At 68.1% G+C, this 17,444-nt stretch carries 16 protein-coding genes; 10 read left to right on the top strand and 6 right to left on the bottom strand.

Features of this window, described 5'->3' with window-relative positions:
- Positions 1-111: 111 nt before the first annotated feature.
- The 3 genes from ABIE04_RS01945 to ABIE04_RS01935 all read left to right on the top strand — a co-directional run bounded on the left by ABIE04_RS01945 (position 112) and on the right by ABIE04_RS01935 (position 4,451).
- Positions 112-1,791 carry a serine hydrolase gene (locus tag ABIE04_RS01945; RefSeq protein WP_354546894.1) on the top strand — a complete coding sequence of 560 codons (1,680 nt, stop codon included), beginning with the start codon at positions 112-114 and terminating at the stop codon, positions 1,789-1,791.
- A 61-nt stretch (positions 1,792-1,852) separates the two neighbouring features.
- Positions 1,853-3,484 (top strand): alpha/beta hydrolase, encoded by a 1,632-nt coding sequence (locus tag ABIE04_RS01940; protein ID WP_436410347.1) that lies wholly within the window; start codon positions 1,853-1,855, stop codon positions 3,482-3,484.
- A 79-nt stretch (positions 3,485-3,563) separates the two neighbouring features.
- Complete coding sequence (locus ABIE04_RS01935) at positions 3,564-4,451, top strand: AraC family transcriptional regulator (RefSeq protein ID WP_354546893.1); 888 nt, start codon at positions 3,564-3,566, stop codon at positions 4,449-4,451.
- 10 nt (positions 4,452-4,461) lie between these two features.
- Here ABIE04_RS01935 and ABIE04_RS01930 read toward each other — a convergent pair whose 3' ends face one another.
- From ABIE04_RS01930 to ABIE04_RS01920, 3 genes are all read right to left on the bottom strand, one after another.
- Positions 4,462-4,890, bottom strand: a complete 429-nt coding sequence (locus ABIE04_RS01930; protein WP_354546892.1) for a VOC family protein — start codon at positions 4,888-4,890, stop codon at positions 4,462-4,464.
- 100 nt (positions 4,891-4,990) lie between these two features.
- Positions 4,991-7,396, bottom strand: coding sequence for a DUF3772 domain-containing protein (locus ABIE04_RS01925; protein ID WP_354546891.1), 2,406 nt, complete (start codon positions 7,394-7,396; stop codon positions 4,991-4,993).
- 80 nt (positions 7,397-7,476) lie between these two features.
- Positions 7,477-7,962 carry a GFA family protein gene (locus ABIE04_RS01920; RefSeq protein ID WP_354546890.1) on the bottom strand — a complete coding sequence of 162 codons (486 nt, stop codon included), beginning with the start codon at positions 7,960-7,962 and terminating at the stop codon, positions 7,477-7,479.
- A gap of 102 nt (positions 7,963-8,064) precedes the next feature.
- On the opposite strand from ABIE04_RS01920, the gene ABIE04_RS01915 reads away from it, so the two are divergent.
- From ABIE04_RS01915 to ABIE04_RS01905, 3 genes are all read left to right on the top strand, one after another.
- The gene (locus ABIE04_RS01915) at positions 8,065-9,906 is read left to right on the top strand and encodes an ABC transporter ATP-binding protein (RefSeq protein WP_354549752.1); all 1,842 of its coding nucleotides are present in this window, start codon (positions 8,065-8,067) and stop codon (positions 9,904-9,906) included.
- Between the two features lie 276 nt (positions 9,907-10,182).
- Complete coding sequence (locus ABIE04_RS01910; protein ID WP_214554931.1) at positions 10,183-10,515, top strand: hypothetical protein; 333 nt, start codon at positions 10,183-10,185, stop codon at positions 10,513-10,515.
- Positions 10,516-10,584: 69 nt separating this feature from the next.
- Positions 10,585-11,640: a radical SAM protein gene (locus ABIE04_RS01905; protein ID WP_354546889.1), complete on the top strand. Its 1,056-nt coding sequence runs from the start codon at positions 10,585-10,587 to the stop codon at positions 11,638-11,640.
- A 52-nt stretch (positions 11,641-11,692) separates the two neighbouring features.
- Here the strand turns inward: ABIE04_RS01905 and arsH are convergent, their stop codons facing one another.
- A complete protein-coding gene (arsH, locus tag ABIE04_RS01900; protein WP_354546888.1) occupies positions 11,693-12,493 on the bottom strand; it encodes an arsenical resistance protein ArsH in 801 nt (266 codons plus the stop codon).
- 74 nt (positions 12,494-12,567) lie between these two features.
- Between arsH and ABIE04_RS01895 the strand changes: the two genes are divergently transcribed.
- The 3 genes from ABIE04_RS01895 to ABIE04_RS01885 are packed head-to-tail and all read left to right on the top strand — an operon-like array spanning position 12,568 to position 14,543.
- Positions 12,568-13,074 (top strand): arsenate reductase ArsC, encoded by a 507-nt coding sequence (locus tag ABIE04_RS01895; protein WP_354546887.1) that lies wholly within the window; start codon positions 12,568-12,570, stop codon positions 13,072-13,074.
- Positions 13,071-14,150: an ACR3 family arsenite efflux transporter gene (arsB, locus tag ABIE04_RS01890; protein WP_354546886.1), complete on the top strand. Its 1,080-nt coding sequence runs from the start codon at positions 13,071-13,073 to the stop codon at positions 14,148-14,150. The genes ABIE04_RS01895 and arsB overlap by 4 nt, the downstream gene beginning before the upstream one ends.
- A gap of 21 nt (positions 14,151-14,171) precedes the next feature.
- Positions 14,172-14,543 (top strand): ArsR/SmtB family transcription factor, encoded by a 372-nt coding sequence (locus ABIE04_RS01885; protein ID WP_354546885.1) that lies wholly within the window; start codon positions 14,172-14,174, stop codon positions 14,541-14,543.
- A 20-nt stretch (positions 14,544-14,563) separates the two neighbouring features.
- On the opposite strand, the gene ABIE04_RS01880 is transcribed toward ABIE04_RS01885, so the two are convergent.
- Complete coding sequence (locus ABIE04_RS01880) at positions 14,564-15,028, bottom strand: cupin domain-containing protein (protein WP_354546884.1); 465 nt, start codon at positions 15,026-15,028, stop codon at positions 14,564-14,566.
- 38 nt (positions 15,029-15,066) lie between these two features.
- Positions 15,067-15,864, bottom strand: coding sequence for an MBL fold metallo-hydrolase (locus ABIE04_RS01875; RefSeq protein WP_354546883.1), 798 nt, complete (start codon positions 15,862-15,864; stop codon positions 15,067-15,069).
- An 88-nt stretch (positions 15,865-15,952) separates the two neighbouring features.
- Between ABIE04_RS01875 and ABIE04_RS01870 the strand changes: the two genes are divergently transcribed.
- Entirely contained in the window at positions 15,953-17,407 is a 1,455-nt protein-coding gene (locus ABIE04_RS01870; RefSeq protein WP_354546882.1) for a PLP-dependent aminotransferase family protein, read from the top strand.
- Positions 17,408-17,444 lie beyond the last annotated feature (37 nt).

Raw genomic sequence — 17,444 nt, 5'->3', positions numbered from 1 at the left:
GGGGTTGCCGTGCGCCGCGTCGAGCCGGGCGGCGCTGGTCATGACTTCCAGCGCTGGCCTTGCATCCGGTTTGCCGCGATAGTTGCGCGACTGTCACCCGCGGAGCCTTCGATGTCCCAGCGACCCCTCTCCCTGCGCCTGGCGCTCTGCTGCGCGCTGCTCGTTCCCGCCACCGCCGCGTGGGCGCAGGCCCCGGCCGCGCAGTCGCCGCCGCCGGTTTCGACTGGCGACATCGTGCGGCCGATGCTGCCGGCGCAGCTCGAGGATTTTTCTGCCTACGTCGACGGCGCGCGCAAGACCTTCGACGTGCCGGGTATCGCCGTGGCGATCGTCAAGGACGGCCACGTGGTGCTGGAGCAGGGTTTCGGCCTGCGCGAGATCGGCAAGGCGGCCCCGGTGGACGCGCGCACGCTGTTCGCGATCGCCTCCAACACCAAGGCGTTCACCGCCGCCGCGCTGCAGCAGCTGGCCGGTCAGGGCAAGCTGAAGATGGACGACCGCGTGATCGACCACCTGCCGTGGTTCCGCATGTCCGACCCGTATGTGACGCATGAGATGCGCATCCGCGACCTGCTGGCGCATCGCAGCGGCCTCAGCCTCGGTGCGGGCGACCTGCTGTACTGGCCGCCGACGTCGTACAGCACGAAGGAAGTGGTCGAGCGGCTGGCCCACGTGCCGATCAAGAACGGCTTCCGCAGCGGCTATGCCTACGACAACATCCTGTTCGCGGTGGCCACCCTGGTGATCGAGCAGGCGTCCGGCCAGAGCTACGCCGACTACGTGCGCGAGCACCTGTTCAAGCCGGTCGGCATGGACGAGTCGCTGGTCGACATGACCTATCTGAAGCCGGGCATGGACGTGGCCACCGGCCACGCCAAGGCCGACTTCAAGGACCTCAAGCCGGTGCCGCCGATGGCCTGGCTGAATGACCCGGGCGCCGGCGGCATCTATTCCAGCGTGCACGACATGGCGAAGTGGATGGCCGTACAACTGGCCGGCGGCGTCTTGCCGACGACCGGCGCCGACGGCAAGCCGGCGCGGCTGTTCTCCGAGGACAGCCAGCGCGAGATGTGGAGCGTGCTGACTCCGATCAAGGTCGGCAAGCCGCCGGTTCCCGAATTGGCGCCGCTGGTGCCGAATTTCTCCGGCTACGGCGAAAGCTGGTTCCTGTCCGACTACCTCGGCAGGAAGCTGGTCTGGCACACCGGCGGCTGGCCGGGCATGGTCTCGCGGGTGACCCTGGTGCCGGAGCTGAAGCTCGGCGTGGTGGTGCTGACCAACGCCGAATCCGGCGCCGCGTTCAACGCGGTGACCTACCGCGTGCTCGATGCGTACCTGAATCCCGACCACAAGACCGACTGGGTCGCCGCATACGACAAGGCGGTGAAGAAATCCGAGGCCAAGGCCGACGACAGCATGGCCAAGCATGAAGCGGCGCGCGACAAGCGCAGCAAGCCCTCGCTGGCGCTGGCGAAATATGCCGGCACCTACCGCGATCCGTGGTATGGCGACGTCATCGTCAGCCATGAGAACGGCAAACTGCGCCTGCGTTTCTCGAAGACCGCGCAGCTGGTCGGCACGATGACGCTGTGGCAGCACGACACCTTCACCGTGCGCTGGGACGATCGCACGCTCAACGCCGACGCCTTCATCACTTTCAGCCTGGACGTGGACGGCCATGTCAGCGAAGTGCGCATGCAGCCGATCTCGCCAATGACCGACTTCAGCTTCGACTTCCAGGACCTGCGCATGGTGCCGGTCGCGGACAAGCCGGATACCGACAAGCATTGAACAGGCGCCGGGGCCGATCGCGGCCCCGGCCTCTCCACCGCCGTGATATGGGGGAATCGACATGCGTGACATGCATCGTGCAGTAGCGATCGTGCTGGGCTGCGGCCTGTTCGCCGGCGTGGCATTGGCGCGCGCCGAGGCGCCGGTGGCGCACAGCCAGTTCCATGTCGAGATGGGCAGTACGCTGACCCAGCCGGCATCGGGCCGGCTGCTGCTGTTCGCCACTGACGCGAAGGCAGCCATCGCCGCGGCGAAGGACGGCAAGGTCGACGAGGTGGATGCGAATCCGTTCGGTGCCACCCAGGCCTCGGTGGCCGCGCGCGAAGTGAGTCGGCTGGCACCGGGGCAGGGCGTGGACATCGACGCCGATGCGCTGGCGTACCCGGCCGGCTGGTCGCAACTGCCGCCAGGCGACTACTTCGTGCAGGCCGTGCTCGACAGCAACCACGACTACAACTACGGCGGACGCGGTGCGGGCGATCTGGTCAGCGAGGTGGTGAAGATGCACCTGCCAGCCGCGACGCCGCCCAGCCTGAGCCTGGACCGCGTGCTGCCCGCGCGCGAGCCATGGGATCTGCCCATGCGCTATTTCAGCGAGGCCACCCGCAAGCACCTCGACGAGGCGCGCCGCGCCGCGCAGCCGCTCGACTTCGTCAGCCCGGCGCTCAGCGCGTTCTGGGGACGCCCCATCCACATGCGCGGCTGGGTGCTGTTGCCGCCGGGCTACGACCCCGGCGCGAAGCAGACCTGGCCGGTGGTGTATTCCACTCACGGCTACGGCGGCAGCGCGGCATCGCTCGCCGGCAGCGCCGCGATGGTCTATGGCGCGATGGCCGAGCATCAGATGCCGCCGATGATCTGGGTATTCCTCGACGAGTCCAGCCCCACCGGCACGCACGAATTCGCCGACTCGGTGAACAACGGCCCGTGGGGCCAGGCGCTGACCACCGAGCTGATCCCGCAGCTGGAGTCGCGTTACCACATGGACGCGCGACCGTCCGGCCGTTTCCTCACCGGCCATTCCTCCGGCGGCTGGGCCACGCTGTGGCTGCAGACACGCTATCCGAAGATCTTCGGCGGCACCTGGTCGACCTCGCCCGACCCCAGCGATTTCCACGATTTCACCGGCGTGGACCTGTACGCGCCGAACGCGAATGTCTACCGCCGGGCGGACGGTTCCGCCTACCCGCTGGTGCGCGACAAGGGCAAGGTGCAGGCCAGCTATGAGGCGTTCGCGAAGCTCGAGCGCGTGCTGGGCGAGTACGGCGGCCAGATGGCCTCGTTCGAGTGGGTGTTCTCGCCGCGCGGTGCGGATGGACGGCCGATGCCGATGTTCGATCGCGACACCGGCGCGGTCGACCCGGCGGTGGTTGCCTATTGGCGCGAGCACTACGACATCGCCCATCTCGTGCAGGCGAACTGGCCGCGGCTGAAGGCCGACCTGGACGGCAAGATCCATGTGGCCGTGGGCACCGCCGACACGTTCTATCTCGACGGCGCTGCGCACCGGCTCAAGGCGGTGCTGGATGGTCTGGGCGCGAAGTCGGACTTCCGCTTCCTGCCGGGCAAGACCCACTTCGACCTGTACGTGCAGGGCAAGGACCGTCAGGGGCTGCTCAAGCAGATGGCGTGGGAGATGTACGCGGTGGCGCGGCCGGATGCGAAGCTGAAGCGCGCCGCGGCGGCGCCGTAATCCGGCAAATGCGCAAGATCCGGACCGCGGGGCGGGGAGCATCCATGCAGACTGCTTCCCGTCCCCACGGAGACTTGCCATGAAAAACCGCACCCGCAACGACTACCTGCGCCGCATCGATCGCGTGATCGCCCTGCTGCAACAGGCGGTGGCGAACGATGCCGAACTGCCGGACCTGGCGGAACTGGGCCAGGCCGCGCAGCTTTCGCCGTTCCATTTCCATCGCGTGTATCGCGCGCTGACCGGCGAGACGATCGGCCGCACGGTGGCGCGGTTGCGCCTGCTGCGCGCCCTGCAGTTGCTGTCCGATCCGGCACGGGCGGTGACCGACGCCGCGCTGGCGGTCGGCTACGAAACGCCGCAGGCTTTCGCGCGGGCGTTTCGCCAGGCCTTCGGCGCCAGCCCGAGCGAACTGCGCGCGCAGCCTGCACGCCTGGCCGGTGAACTCGCGAGGCTCAGCCGGGCGCCAGTGGACGAGGCCATGCCGATGTCGCTACTGCAGGTCGACGTGGTCTCGCTGGAGCCGTTCGCGCTGGTGGCCACGCGCAACACGGGCGACTTCGCCGACCTCGCCGTGGCCTACGAGGCGCTGTTCGGCTGGGCTGCGCAGCACGGCCTGATCGAGTGCATTGCCGGCATCTACGGCGTGCCGCAGCAGGATCGCCGCGACACGCCGCCGGCCGAATGCGAGTTCGATTGCGCGCTGGCGTTCAGCGCTGAAGCCATTGCCGGCGACGGTACCGTGCCGCTCACCCTGGGCGGTGGCCTGTGGGCTCGCCTGCGCCACGTGGGGCCCTATGCCGGACTGGAGCCGGCGACCGACGCACTGCTGGCCGAATGGCTGCCGCACAGCGGCTATGCGTTGCGCGACGAGCCGTTGTTCCACCATTACCTCGACGATCCGGAGCAGACCCCGGAAGCGGTGTTGCGTACGGATGTCTACCTGCCGGTGTCGGCGTTGCCGTAGCCGGCCGGCGTCATTCGGGCTGCCATGGGTCGTAGCTGCCGAAGTACCACAGGTGGCCTTCCGGGTCGTGGCAGCTGTAGCCGGCGCCGCCGTAGTCCTTCTCGGCGTAATCGTCGACGATCAACGCGCCGGCGGCTTTCGCCTGCTGGTAGTGCGACTTGCAGTTGCCGACGATCACGCAGGCGCATTGCGTTTCGCGGCCGCCGATCTCGTCGGGCTGGGCGATGTGCCGGCCGAACTCGTTGTCGCGCACTTCGCCGAGCATGACCATGCCGTTGCCGAACGTGAGCTGGGCGTGTTCCACGCCGCCACTGTCGTTTTCGTAGACGGCCTGCTTCTCGAAACCGAACGCCTTGCACAGCCAGTCGATCGCGGCGTGGGCGTCGCGATAGCGCAGGCAGGGGATGATGGTGCTGCCGTGGGGATGGGGTGTCGGCATGACGGGACTCCGTTGGCGGAAACCGCACACAGGCTAGCGCGCCCACCGTCGCCTGTCTCGTCGGCAGCCGCCGCGGATGGTCGCCGCGGCGGCCGCCGCCTCAGCCGGTGTGCTCGTCTTCCTCGGGCAGCGGCGGCAACGTGCGCACCAGCATGCTTTGCGGGCTGGTCATCGGCAGCCGCTCGCTGCGCAGGCGTTCGAGGATCTCGAACAACAGCTCGCTCTTCACGCCGCCGACCTCGCGCGGGCTGCCGACGTAGGCGACGCAGTTGAAGGTCATCACGCCGGTGGCCACACTTTCCAGTTGCACGTACGGCCCCGGCGTGGACAGCGTGCCGTGATGCGCGCGCAGCACCCCCAGCACCAGCTCGCGCACCTTGCCGGCGTCGGTATCCAGCGGCATCGGCAGCTTGATCTGCACGCGGCCCTGCGCGTTGGCCAGGGTGACGTTGCGCACGTTCTGCGTGATCAGCTGCGAGTTCGGCACGATCACGGTGGAACGGTCCCACATCTGGATTTCGGTGGCGCGCACGTTGATGCGGCGGATGTCGCCCTCGACGTCGCTCGACAGGCTAACCCAGTCGCCCACCTTAACCGGCCGCTCGACCAGCAGGATCAGGCCGGAGATGAAGTTCTGCACGATCGCCTGCAGGCCGAAGCCGATGCCCACCGACAGCGCGCTGACGATCCACGCGATGCTCTTCAGGTCCACGTGCAGCGCGGCCAGCGTCAGCACGAACACCAGCATGCCGCCGAGGTAGCCGAGCAGGGTGGCGATGGAGTCCTGCATGCCAGGTTCCATCGTGGACTTCGGCAGCAGTTGCTCGCGCAGCCAGCGCTTGAGCGTGCGCAGCACGAACAGTCCCGCCGCCAGCACCAACGCGGCGCTGAAGATGCTGCCCGGGTTGATCGCCAGGTCGCCGAGCCTGAAGCTGCCGAGGGTTTGTTCGGCGCTGGCTAGCAGATCCTTCGGGCCGGCGCCGAACGGGGTCAGCACGGTAGCCAGCGCCAGCAGCACCAGCCCGACGCGGCAGACGGCGGTGAGCAGGATGGCGGTCTGCTCCAGTGTGTGCGGTGCCAGCTGGAAGGTGGCCTGCAGCCGCTGGCCGCTGCGCCCGCGCGGCAACAGCAAGGTGTCGATCAGGTCGGTGAGCAGGTGGATCAACAGGTACACCGTGACCACGATCACGCCGACCCACAGCATCTGCACGGCGACGAAGAACGCCATCGCGATGAAACCGGTGGCCACTCCCAGCCAGCTGACCGCCACGCCGAGCGTGGCGGCGGCGGTGAGCAGGCCGATCCATACCGGCCGGTGCTCCGGCTCGGCGCCGCTGGCGGCCAGTTCCCGGCGGGTGCGGCGCAGGCGCAGCAAAGCCAGGCCGATCAGGCCGCTGATGACCAGCGCGAACAGGCCGCGCGTGGCCACCGAAGCCGGCAGGCTGGTACCGATCGCCCGGCTGGTGCGGTCGAGCAGGCCGAACAGCAGCGCTGCCGCGGCCAGCAGCCACGGGAACAGGCGCAACCGCTGCGCCGCCAGATCCGACAGCGCCGGCAGGCGCCACGATGGCCGCGGTACCGACAGCAGCGCCCGGCCCAGCCCGGTCACGTAGGCGGCGAAGCACACCAGCCCGACCACGCTGGTGGCCAGCGCCGCGAGGTCATCTTCCAGGATGTCGTACCAGTTCAATCCCAGGTAGGCCAGCTGCGCCGCCAACCCGGTGGTGAGAACCGCGGTCAGCGCCACCGCAGCGGCCATCGCGCTGCGCCGCAAATGGCCGTCCGGCACATGGCGCGTGGCCAGCTGCAGCAGCAGCCGTTCCAGCACCCAGCGGCCACCGCCCAGCAGCAGCGCGGCGGCGATCAGGCACCACGCCAGGGGTTGCCAGTTCGGTGGCTGCCAGGCCTGTTCCATGGCGCCGGCGAAGCGCGAGCCGAGACGCTTGAGCCGCACGATGTCGTCCGGAAACGTCCGCACCGGATCGGCCCAGAACGTGCGGCTGAACGGCGTGGCCGTGCGCGAGGCCAGCCGTGCCTGGAACTCGTCGTTGCGCAGGCCGGAAATCTGCGCCGCCAGTTGTGCCGCGTTCTGGCCGAGCAGCTGCGCCTGCTTGATCTGCGCGTCCAGGTCGGCCTGCGCCTTGTCGAGTTTGCGGCGCTGCGCAGCGACTTCCGGCGCTTCCGCTGGCGTTCCCTTCGCCGGTGCCGGACCCAGCACGGCAAGCTGCGCCTGCAGGGCGGTCATCTGTGGCGCGAGGTTGGCGGCCAGCTGGCGCGCCTGGTCCTGCACGCCGAGCGCGGTGGTGCGCAAGTCGGCCAACGGCACGTCGGATTTCTTGTCCTGCAGCGCGGCCTTGACGGTGTCGAGCTGGCTGCCCAGCTGATCCAGAGTCTGCGCGGGTGTCGCCGCCGGCGCGACCGGCGACGGGTCGCCGTTCTGGGCAAGCGACGCGGTGCTGCCGAGAGTCAGCAGCAGGATCAGGAGGCAACGGGACAGGATAGGCATCCGCCCATGATCGGAGCGCCGCCGCAGGCGGTCAATCGCGCCGGCCTGATGAGTGCCCGCCTTCGCGGCTGGCGTTCAGATTACGAACGCCTTGCCGCCCGCAGTGCTGCGCGGCGTTCCAGGCTGGCCGGCGACCAGACCTGGTCGATGTCGTAGAACTCCTGCACGGCGGGAACGTCCGGCGGCAGCGTCACCCAGGGCTGTCTGGTCGAGGTGTAGATATGGACGTCCGGCGGCAACCGCCACGGTTCCTTCAGCGTGCCCACGCGCACGAAGGCCACCGCCTTGCCGCCGCCGGGGTAATGGCTCCACAGCGCCACATGACATTGTGCACAGCGCGCGATCTGCTGCCCCTTGCCGCTCTCCGACGGCGTGTTCACCATGATCGGCTCGCCTTGCAGCAGTTGCAGCCGGTCGGTCTCGATCATCGCGTTCAGGGCGAATGCGCTGCCGGTCTCGCGCTGGCACCAGCTGCAGTGGCAGCAGTGCACGATCAGCGGCGCGCTGGTCAGTCGGTAACGGATGGCACCGCAGGTGCAGGCGCCTTCGAAGGTTTCGGTGGTCATGCTGCTGATCCCGTGTGTCACGACGGAGAGGCCGCATCGTCACACCGCATCGTGCGGGCTTCAAGCACAATAGATGGCTCCCGCAGGTCCGGAATGCCCATGATCTTCCGCTGGTTCGAATCCCTCATCGACGCGTTCAAGGAGCCGGTCGACGGCATGCCGCCGGCGTCGGTGTGGCGCTTCTACGCGTTCTACCTGCGCCAGGTGTGGCCGGTGTTCGCGGTGGCGATCGCGGTGGGTTTCGTGGTGGCGATCGTCGAGGTATCGCTGTTCGGCTTCATCGGCAGCATCGTGGACATGGCCAAGGGTGCGCCGGCGGCGGACTTCTTCCAGCGGCACGGCAACGAGTTGCTGTGGATGGGTTTCGTCGCGCTGATCGTGCGGCCGCTGGCGATCGGCGCGCACGACCTGCTGGTGAACCAGGCGATCGTGCCCAGCCTGACCAATCGCATCCGCTGGCAGAACCATCGCTACGTGATCCGCCAGAGCCTGGGCTTTTTCCAGAACGACTACGCCGGGCGCATCGCCAACCGCATCATGCAGACCGGCGGCGCGCTGCGCGAGTCGGCGGTGCAGATCGTCGATGCGATCTGGTACGTCACCATCTACACCGGCAGCGCGGTCGTGCTGTTCGCGCAGGCGGATGTCTGGCTGGCTGCGCCGTTGGTCGCGTGGGTGTTCGCCTATGTCGGGTTGCTGGCGTTCTTCATCCCGCGCATCAAGCAGCGCTCGTGGCTGGCCTCGGAGGCGCGCTCGAAGCTGATGGGGCGCATCGTGGACGGCTACAGCAACGTGCTCACGCTGAAGCTGTTCGCGCATACGCGCCGCGAGGAAACCTACGTCGCCGACGCGATGGCGGAGCAGACCGACAAGCTGCGCCGGATGACCCGCGTCACCACCGCGCTGGACGCCAGCATTACCACGCTCAACGGCTTCCTGATCGTGGGCACCTCGGCGCTGGCGCTGTGGCTGTGGAGCGAGGGCCGGGTGACGGTGGGCGCGATCGCGCTGTCGACCGGGCTGGTGATCCGCATCAACAACATGTCCGGCTGGATCATGTGGGTGGTCAACGGCATCTTCGAGAACGTCGGCACGGTGCAGGACGGCATCACCACGATCTCGCGGCCGCGCGCGGTGCAGGACCGCGAGGGCGCGATGCCGCTGGAGGTGACCAACGGCGGCGTGCATTTCGAGCACATCCACTTCCACTACGGCAAGCAGGGCGGGGTGATCGCCGGGCTCGACCTCAGCGTGCGCGCGGGCGAGAAGATCGGCCTGGTCGGCCCGTCCGGCGCCGGCAAGTCCACCCTGGTCAACGTGCTGCTGCGGCTGTACGACCTCGAAGCCGGGCGCATCCTGATCGACGGCCAGGACATCGCCCACGTCACCCAGGAAAGCCTGCGCTCGCAAATTGGCGTCGTCACCCAGGACACCTCGCTGCTGCACCGTTCGATCCGCGACAACCTGCTGTACGGCCGCCCCGAGGCCAGCGAGGCGCAGGTCGCCGAGGCCGTGCGCAAGGCGCGCGCCGACGAGTTCATCCCGAACCTCAGCGACGGCGAAGGCCGTCGCGGCTACGACGCGCTGGTCGGCGAACGCGGCGTGAAACTCTCGGGCGGCCAGCGCCAGCGCATCGCGATCGCCCGCGTGCTGCTGAAGGACGCGCCGATCCTGGTGCTGGACGAAGCGACCTCGGCGCTCGACTCCGAAGCGGAAGCGGCGATCCAGGACAGCCTGGACATCCTGATGCAGGGCAAGACAGTGATCGCGATCGCGCATCGCCTGTCGACCATCGCGCGGATGGACCGGCTGGTGGTGCTGGACAAGGGGCAGATCGTCGAGACCGGCACGCATGCGCAGCTGATCGCGCACGAGGGCCTGTACGCGCGGCTGTGGAAACGGCAGACCGGCGGCTTCGTTGCGGCGGAGGATGCACCGGTTTAGTCAGCGGCGCAGGTACTGGAGCGTCGTTCCGTGGTGGGTATCGCGTGACCCGGCGGGCAGCCATGTCGGGTCATTTCAGCCCCGGTTCCGTGCATGGCCGTTCATCTTGCGCGCGCTGCAGCGCACTCCTGCCGTTGCCGGGCGCTGGCACGTCACTTGCTGAGATTGGGCACGGGCCGATCGGCGCCGGGCGGCAGGCAGGCCGCCGGGTTCCGCTGGCGTCGATCCCCGTCATCGTCCGGACAACCGGCAATCCAGCGCAGGAGGCTTTTCCTCATGGCCACGACCCGCAAGACCGCAAGCAGCGCGAGCAGAGGCTCGGCCAAACTGTTCACGCTCAAGCCGCACGACCACGCCGGCATCGCCAAGGCTCTCGGCATGGCGCGCAGCGATTATGAAGTGAAGTGGTGGTGGAAGTACGGGCAGCCGGCGATCGACCTGATCCAGGCACAGCTGGAGGTCAATACCAAGCAACTCGGCCCCGTGGTCAGCCAGCTGATGCGGCTGAACGGCCCCGCGATGCAGGTCACCGCGTATTGCTTCCCGTATGGCATCCCGGTGCCGGAGTGGTACCGGGTCGAAGTCGACATACGCAACGCCGGTCGCTGAGGCCGGTCAGTGCAATCCACGGCCGGGCGGAATCGTCCGGCCGCCGTCCTGTCTTGCTGCGAGAACGCCATGGGCCCGACCGGCGACGTCGTCAACGTCATCCAGATCCATCCCACGCTGCGCTGCAATCTGCGTTGCCGGCACTGCTACTCGGTCTCCGGGCCGGAACAGAAGGGCGAGTTGTCGGTGGAAGTGCTGGAGCGCTTCCTGGCCGACGCGGCCGATGAAGGCTACAACGCGATCGGCCTGTCCGGCGGCGAGCCGCTGACCTGGAAGCCGCTACCGCGATTGCTGGCGTCGGCGCGCGCGCTGGGCTTCGCCACCTCGGTCACCAGCAACGGCCTGCTGCTCAGCGCCAGTCGGCTGGCGCAGCTGGCGCCGCATCTGGGCCTGCTGGCGATCAGCCTGGATGGCGTGCCCGAAAGCCACAACCGCATGCGCAACCGCGCACATGCGTTCGAGCAGATGCGCGCGAAGCTCGACCTGGTGCGCGCGGCGGGCGTGCCGTTCGGTTTCATCTTCACGCTGACCCTGGACAACCTGCCCGAACTGGACTGGGTCACCGGCTTTGCCTGTGCCGAGGGCGCGCGCCTGCTGCAGATCCATCCGCTTGAACAGGTCGGCCGCGCCCGCGATTACGAACTGCAGCCGCCGGATGATTTGGAGTTGTCGTATGGCTTTCTCGAGGTGGCGCGGCTGCAGCGGCAGTATCAGGGTCGGCTGACGCTTCAGTACGACGTAGCCGATCGCCAGCTGATCGCCCGCGAACCTTGCCGCGCCTTTGCCGGCCCCGCGCCCGCGGCGGACGTGGCGGGCGGCAGCCCGCTCGCTGCACTGGTCTCGCCGCTGGTGGTGCAGGAGGATGGCTGGGTGGTGCCGGTCCAGCACGGCTTCGGCGCCGGTTACGCGATTGCCCATCTCGATCTCGGCCCATTCCGCGAGCAGGCAGCTCGCTGGAAACGCGAACGCTACCCGCGCTTCCTCGATCTTGCCGGACAGGTCTGGGCGGACATCAGCGAGGCTCCCGAACATCTGCCGTTCACCAACTGGTACGCCGCGATCACCACCGCCAGTGCACGGCGGCCGGTACGACCGCTGGGCACGCCGGTGCGGCTGACGGCGTAGGGCGCAACCACGTGGCCTGACTCGTCAGGGTCGGTGCAGATGGCGCCGCGCCTCAGCACGCTGCGCCGGCGCAGCAGCTTGGCTTGCCTGCGGCGGCCGTGGTTTTCGCGACGCCTTTCGCCGTCGCCGGCATGTCTTCCGTCACGCCGGCCGCGGCCGCCAGCGCACGTGCCGCCGCGGCGCCCTTGCGCTCGCTGTAGCGGTCGACCAGGTAGTCGCTGCGGCCGCGCACCATCAGGGTGAACTTGAACAGCTCTTCCATGACGTCCACCACGCGGTCGTAGAACGGCGACGGCTTCATCCGGCCGTCGTCGTTGAACTCCTGCCAGGCCTTGGCCACTGAAGACTGATTCGGGATGGTCACCATGCGCATCCAGCGGCCCAGCACGCGCAACGCGTTCACCACGTTGAACGACTGCGAGCCTCCGCTGACCTGCATCACGGCGAGCGTGCGCCCCTGCGTGGGCCGCACGCTGCCGTCTTCCAGCGGCAGCCAGTCGATCTGGTTCTTGAACACGCCGGTCACCGCGCCGTGCCGCTCGGGGCTGATCCAGACCTGGCCTTCGGACCACAGCGACAGCGCGCGCAGTTCCTGCACCTTGGGATGACTGGCCGGCACGCTGTCCAGAAGGGGCAGTTCGTGCGGGTCGAACACCCGCGTCTCGGCGCCGAACTGGCGCAGGATGCGCTCGGCTTCCAGCGCCAGCTTGCGGCTGAACGATTGCGGGCGCAGCGAGCCGTACAGGATCAGGATGCGCGGCGGGTGCCCGGCGTCGGCCGGCAAGGCCAGCTTGGCCAGGCTGGGGGTGTCCAGCACTTCGGTGGCGATATGGGGCAGATCCTGGATCGGCACGGCGCGGTTCCTGTTGCTTTGGTTTGATGATTCTATCATTATGGAAATATAGAAACCAATCCGGAGCCGCCGCCATGCACCCGTGCCGCGTCCTGTTCATCTGCACCGGCAACTCGGCCCGCAGCATCCTGTCCGAGGCCACTCTCAACCATCTGGGCAAGGGACGCTTCGAGGCATTCAGCGCCGGCAGCCAGCCGACCGGGCGCGTCAATCCCTATGCGATCGAGGAGCTCAAGGCCCTGGGCATCGCCACGGAGGGACTCAGCAGCAAGTCGTGGGACCGCTTCACCGGAGCGGGCGCGCCGCCGCTGGATATCGTGATCACGGTTTGCGACAACGCCGCGAACGAGACCTGCCCGGTGCTGTTCGGCGACTTCGTGAAAAGTCACTGGGGCCTGCCCGATCCGGCCGCGGCGCAGGGCGCGGGCGCCGCGATCGCGGCGTTCCGGCGTGCCCACACGCTGATCCTGTATCGCATCACGGCGCTGCTGAAGCTGCCGGTGGAAACGATGGGGCGCGACGAGCTGAAACAGGCGCTCGATCACATCGGCAGCATCACCGACGAAGAAGCCGACGCATGAGCCAGGCATCCGCAGAACTGACCGCTTGTGCGGTTTCCTCGGAGGGTGCCCGCATCGGCTTCTTCGAGCGTTGGCTCACCCTCTGGGTGCTGCTGTGCATCGTGGCCGGCACGCTGCTGGGCCACCTGCTTCCCGACAGTTTCGAGGCGCTGGGCGGCATGCAGGTGGCCCAGGTGAACCTGCCGGTCGCCGTGCTGATCTGGCTGATGATCATCCCGATGCTGCTGAAGATCGACTTCGGCGCACTCGGCGGCGTGCGCCGCCAGTGGAAGGGCATCGGCGTCACGCTCTTCATCAACTGGGCAGTGAAGCCGTTCTCGATGGCGCTGCTGGGATGGATCTTCATCCGCCACCTCTTCGCCGGCCAGCTGCCGGCCGCACAGCTCGACTCCTATATCGCCGGCCTGATCCTGCTGGCCGCCGCGCCGTGCACGGCGATGGTGTTCGTGTGGAGCAACCTGTGCAACGGCGAACCGGCATTCACGCTGAGCCAGGTCGCCTTGAACGACGCCATCATGGTGGTGGCGTTCGCGCCGATCGTGGCGCTGCTGCTGGGCATCTCCTCGATCACGGTGCCGTGGAACACGCTGCTGCTGTCGGTGCTGCTGTACATCGTGGTGCCGGTGGTGCTCAGCGTGCTGCTGCGGCGCCGGGTGCTTGCGCACGGCGGCTCGGCGCGCTTGCAGAAGCTGCTGCAGCAACTCGGGCCGGCGTCGCTGTTCGCGCTGCTGGCCACCCTCGTGCTGCTGTTCGGTTTCCAGGGCCGGCAGATCATCGCGCAGCCGGCGATCATCGCGCTGCTGGCGGTGCCGATCCTGATCCAGGTGTATTTCAATGCCGGCCTGGCGTACTGGCTCAATCGCCGTTTCGGCGTGCCGCACTGCGTGGCCGGCCCCTCGGCGCTGATCGGCGCCAGCAACTTCTTCGAGCTGGCCGTGGCCACCGCGGTGGGCCTGTTCGGCGTGCATTCCGGTGCGGCGCTGGCGACCGTGGTGGGCGTGCTGATCGAGGTGCCGGTGATGCTGTCGGTGGTGCGCATCGTCAATCGCAGCAAACGCTGGTATGAATCGCCGTAACAAGTTGGAGCGTTGCCCGCCATGCAGAACAAGCAAGCCATCACGATTCTCGCCGCGCTCGCCCAGGAGTCGCGGCTGGCGGTCTATCGGCTGCTGATCGAGCATGCGCCGGAAGGACTGGCGGCCAGCGCGATCGCGGAGAAGCTGGGTCTGCCCAACGCCACGCTGTCCTTCCACTTGAAGGAGCTGTCGCACGCGGGCCTGGTGAGCAGCCGGCAGAGCGGGCGCTTCATCTACTACGCGCCGGTGATCGAGGCGATGAATGATTTGATCGGCTACCTGACCGATCACTGCTGCAGCCAGTCCGCCGGCACCTGCTCGACCGCCACGGCCAAGTGCGTCCCGGGCAAGCGGCCGGCTGCGGCCACCAGGCGTCGGCCAACTTCGGCCTGAGCCGCCTGACGTCGCCGCGATCAGTCCAGCAGGTCCTGGATCGCCAGCCCATGCTCGCGGCAGTAGCGTTCGTAGTCGGCCAGCTGGGTGCTGGCCGAGGCGCGGCCGGTCACCACGCCGCCGGGGCCGAGGAACTCGACTGTGCCCATCACGATCACCAGCGCCAGCATCGTTTCGTCGCCGACGATCTTCCACCAGTCGGTGTTGCCCGGCGGCTCATAGACATAGTCGCCCGGACCGATCAGCTCGCCGGTGCACAGCTTGCGCGTGCCGCTGAGGTTGTACGCATGGATCTCGCCGCTGTGGCGATGCAGCGGCATCACCACGCCGGGTTCCATGCGCAGCAGCTCCACGAAGCCGCGGTCGTCGGCGAAGAAGCGCAGCGGGCTGGAGGATTTACCCGGTGTCGCGGACGGGATCCATTGCCGTTCGGCCGCGGTGTTGAAGCGGGCGGGCAGGTAGTCGTGCAGGCGGGTGGTGGTCATGCGGGCGGACTCCTTCAATGGACGGATGGGACGCGCGATCAGGCGGCCAGCGCGGCGAGATGGCGTTCGAACGAGGCGTCGACGGCGGCGCGACCGCCGCCGATGATGTTGCGGCCCCAGGTGTAGCCATAGACGTCCTCGAACGCGTAGCCCGCGAGGCGCGCCTGCATGCCGCGCACGGCGTCGGGCCGCATCGGCATGTAATTGGGATAGCTGTACATGAAGCCGACGTGGCGGCGGTCGCTCGCCACTTGCGGCGTGTCGCCCGAGAACAGCGCGCCGCCGGCGCGCGGGCCGTCCTTCCAGTGCAGCGCGGTACTGCCGGGGAAATGGCCGCCGTTGCGGATCAGCGTCACCGCGTCGGACAAGCGGTGCGTGTCGCCGTGCCAGAACCGGATGTTGGGCGACGGCCGACGTACCCAGTCGCGGTCCGCCTCGTGCAGCAGGATCGGCACGTTGCCGAATGCCTCGCTCCATTCCAGCATCGATGCGTAGAAATGCGGGTGCGAGATCGCGATCATGTCCACGCCGCCGCGCGCCTTCAGCTCGGTGACCGCCTCGTCGGTGACCAGGCTCAAGGCTTCCCACAGGATGTTGCCCGCGTCCGTGGGCAGGTACAGCGCGCGCTGGTTGATCGCGAAATCGGGCGCCAGCCCGATGCCGAGCACACCGGCCTCGTCCTGCATGCGCAGCGCGTGGGTGGCCTTCAGGGCCTCGTGGGTCGTCCAGGTCTGGCCGTTCGCGCCGACGTACTGGCGCTCGTCCTCGCACACCGGGCAGTGGCTGGGTGTATCCGGGTACTGGGTGCCGCAGGTCTCGCAGATCGACATCGTCATGGCCTGGTCTCCTTGGAATCGAGCGTCGCTTCGAGGTCCACTCTAGGAGTAATCTGGATCCTTGATTGATCCATTCGCGAGATATTCGATGGAGCCAGTTTTTCCGTTTCCCGTGAACCTGCCGCGCCACCACGGCAAGCTCGCGCACGAGTTGCACCGGCAGTTGCGCGCGGCCATCCTCGACGGCCGCCTGCCGGCCCATGCGCCGTTGCCCGCGACCCGGAAAGTCGCCGAGGCGCTGGGCGTGGCGCGCAACACCGTGGTCACCGTCTACGATCTTCTGATCGCCGAGGGCTACCTGATTCCGCGCAAGGGCGCGAAGCCGCAAGTCGCCGAATTCGCCCGGCGCCGGGCGTCGAAACCGCCCGGGGCCAGCGTCGGCATCGACGAGTCGCGTTTCGCGCCGGTCTGGCGCACGCCGTTCATGGCGCCGTCGCCCGCACGCGTGTTGCCCGAGCGCAATTTCCGCCTCGGCATTCCCGATCATCGACATTTCCCGCACGACATCTGGCGCCGGTTGATGGCGCAGACGCTGCGCAAAAGCTCGCGCGAGCCATTCGCCTATGCGCCATCGCAAGGCATTCCTGCATTGCGCGACGCGATCGCGCAACACGTCGCGTTCGCCCGTGCGGTGGCCTGCGCGGCCGATGACGTGATCGTCACCTCAGGCGCGCAGCAGGCGTTCGACCTGATCGCCCGCCTGCTGGTCACGCCTGGACAGACGAAGGTGGCGGTGGAAGAGCCGGGCTACCCGCCGGTGCGCGCCGCGTTCGCCGCCGCTGGCGCGCAACTGGTGCCGCTGCCGGTGGACGACGAGGGCCTGTGCGTCGAGCGCTTGCCCGACGACGTACGCATCATCAGCGTCACCCCCTCGCACCAGTCGCCCACCGGCGTGGCGATGTCGCTGCGCCGGCGCAGCGCCTTGCTCGAGTTCGCACGCCGCCATCGCGCCGTCATCGTCGAAGACGACTACGACGGCGAATTCCGTTTCGGTGGCCGCCCACTCGATGCGCTGCAGACGCTGGACCGCGATGCCCTGGTGTTCTACGTGGGCACCTTCTCCAAGAGCATGTTCCCCTCGTTGCGCAAGGGCTTCGTGGTCGCGCCGGCATGGGCGCGCGACGGACTGATCACCGTCAAGCACTGTGTCGACTCGCACTGCGACAGCATCACGCAGTCCGTCCTCGCCGCCTTCATCCGCGACGGCCATCTCGCCCGCCACGTGCGCCACATGCGGCCGATCTATGCCGAACGCCGCGAAGCCCTGCTCGACGGACTGCAGCGCGCGCTCGGCGAGTGGCTGCGACCGATCCCCTCCGAAGCCGGCCTGCACCTCGCCGCGCGCATCCGCGATCCGGCACTGGCACCGACGATCATGCCGATCGTGCTGCGCTTCGCCGCCGGCGCCGAAGCGACGGCGGATTACGCGATGACGCGCGGCGTCGAACCGGCAGTGACGTTCGGCTATGGGGTGATCGATGCGGAGGAGATTACGGTGGTGTTGAAGAAACTGCGGACGGCGTTGAAAGGGTCTGTTGCCTAGATCTGGTCAACCGATGGATTGTCCGGCAGGTGCGCTC

Source organism: Rhodanobacter soli, assembly GCF_040548735.1.
GTDB lineage: Bacteria > Pseudomonadota > Gammaproteobacteria > Xanthomonadales > Rhodanobacteraceae > Rhodanobacter > Rhodanobacter soli_A.
This window is presented reverse-complemented; position numbering and strand designations above follow the sequence as displayed.

Coding starts and splice junctions, on each gene's coding strand:
- ABIE04_RS01945 (WP_354546894.1), top strand. CDS start 112: ATGTCCCAGCGACCCCTCTCCCTGCGCCTGGCGCTCTGCTGCGCGCTG.
- ABIE04_RS01940 (WP_436410347.1), top strand. CDS start 1,853: ATGCGTGACATGCATCGTGCAGTAGCGATCGTGCTGGGCTGCGGCCTG.
- ABIE04_RS01935 (WP_354546893.1), top strand. CDS start 3,564: ATGAAAAACCGCACCCGCAACGACTACCTGCGCCGCATCGATCGCGTG.
- ABIE04_RS01930 (WP_354546892.1), bottom strand. CDS start 4,890: ATGCCGACACCCCATCCCCACGGCAGCACCATCATCCCCTGCCTGCGC.
- ABIE04_RS01925 (WP_354546891.1), bottom strand. CDS start 7,396: ATGCCTATCCTGTCCCGTTGCCTCCTGATCCTGCTGCTGACTCTCGGC.
- ABIE04_RS01920 (WP_354546890.1), bottom strand. CDS start 7,962: ATGACCACCGAAACCTTCGAAGGCGCCTGCACCTGCGGTGCCATCCGT.
- ABIE04_RS01910 (WP_214554931.1), top strand. CDS start 10,183: ATGGCCACGACCCGCAAGACCGCAAGCAGCGCGAGCAGAGGCTCGGCC.
- ABIE04_RS01905 (WP_354546889.1), top strand. CDS start 10,585: ATGGGCCCGACCGGCGACGTCGTCAACGTCATCCAGATCCATCCCACG.
- ABIE04_RS01895 (WP_354546887.1), top strand. CDS start 12,568: ATGCACCCGTGCCGCGTCCTGTTCATCTGCACCGGCAACTCGGCCCGC.
- arsB (WP_354546886.1), top strand. CDS start 13,071: ATGAGCCAGGCATCCGCAGAACTGACCGCTTGTGCGGTTTCCTCGGAG.
- ABIE04_RS01885 (WP_354546885.1), top strand. CDS start 14,172: ATGCAGAACAAGCAAGCCATCACGATTCTCGCCGCGCTCGCCCAGGAG.
- ABIE04_RS01880 (WP_354546884.1), bottom strand. CDS start 15,028: ATGACCACCACCCGCCTGCACGACTACCTGCCCGCCCGCTTCAACACC.
- ABIE04_RS01875 (WP_354546883.1), bottom strand. CDS start 15,864: ATGACGATGTCGATCTGCGAGACCTGCGGCACCCAGTACCCGGATACA.
- ABIE04_RS01870 (WP_354546882.1), top strand. CDS start 15,953: ATGGAGCCAGTTTTTCCGTTTCCCGTGAACCTGCCGCGCCACCACGGC.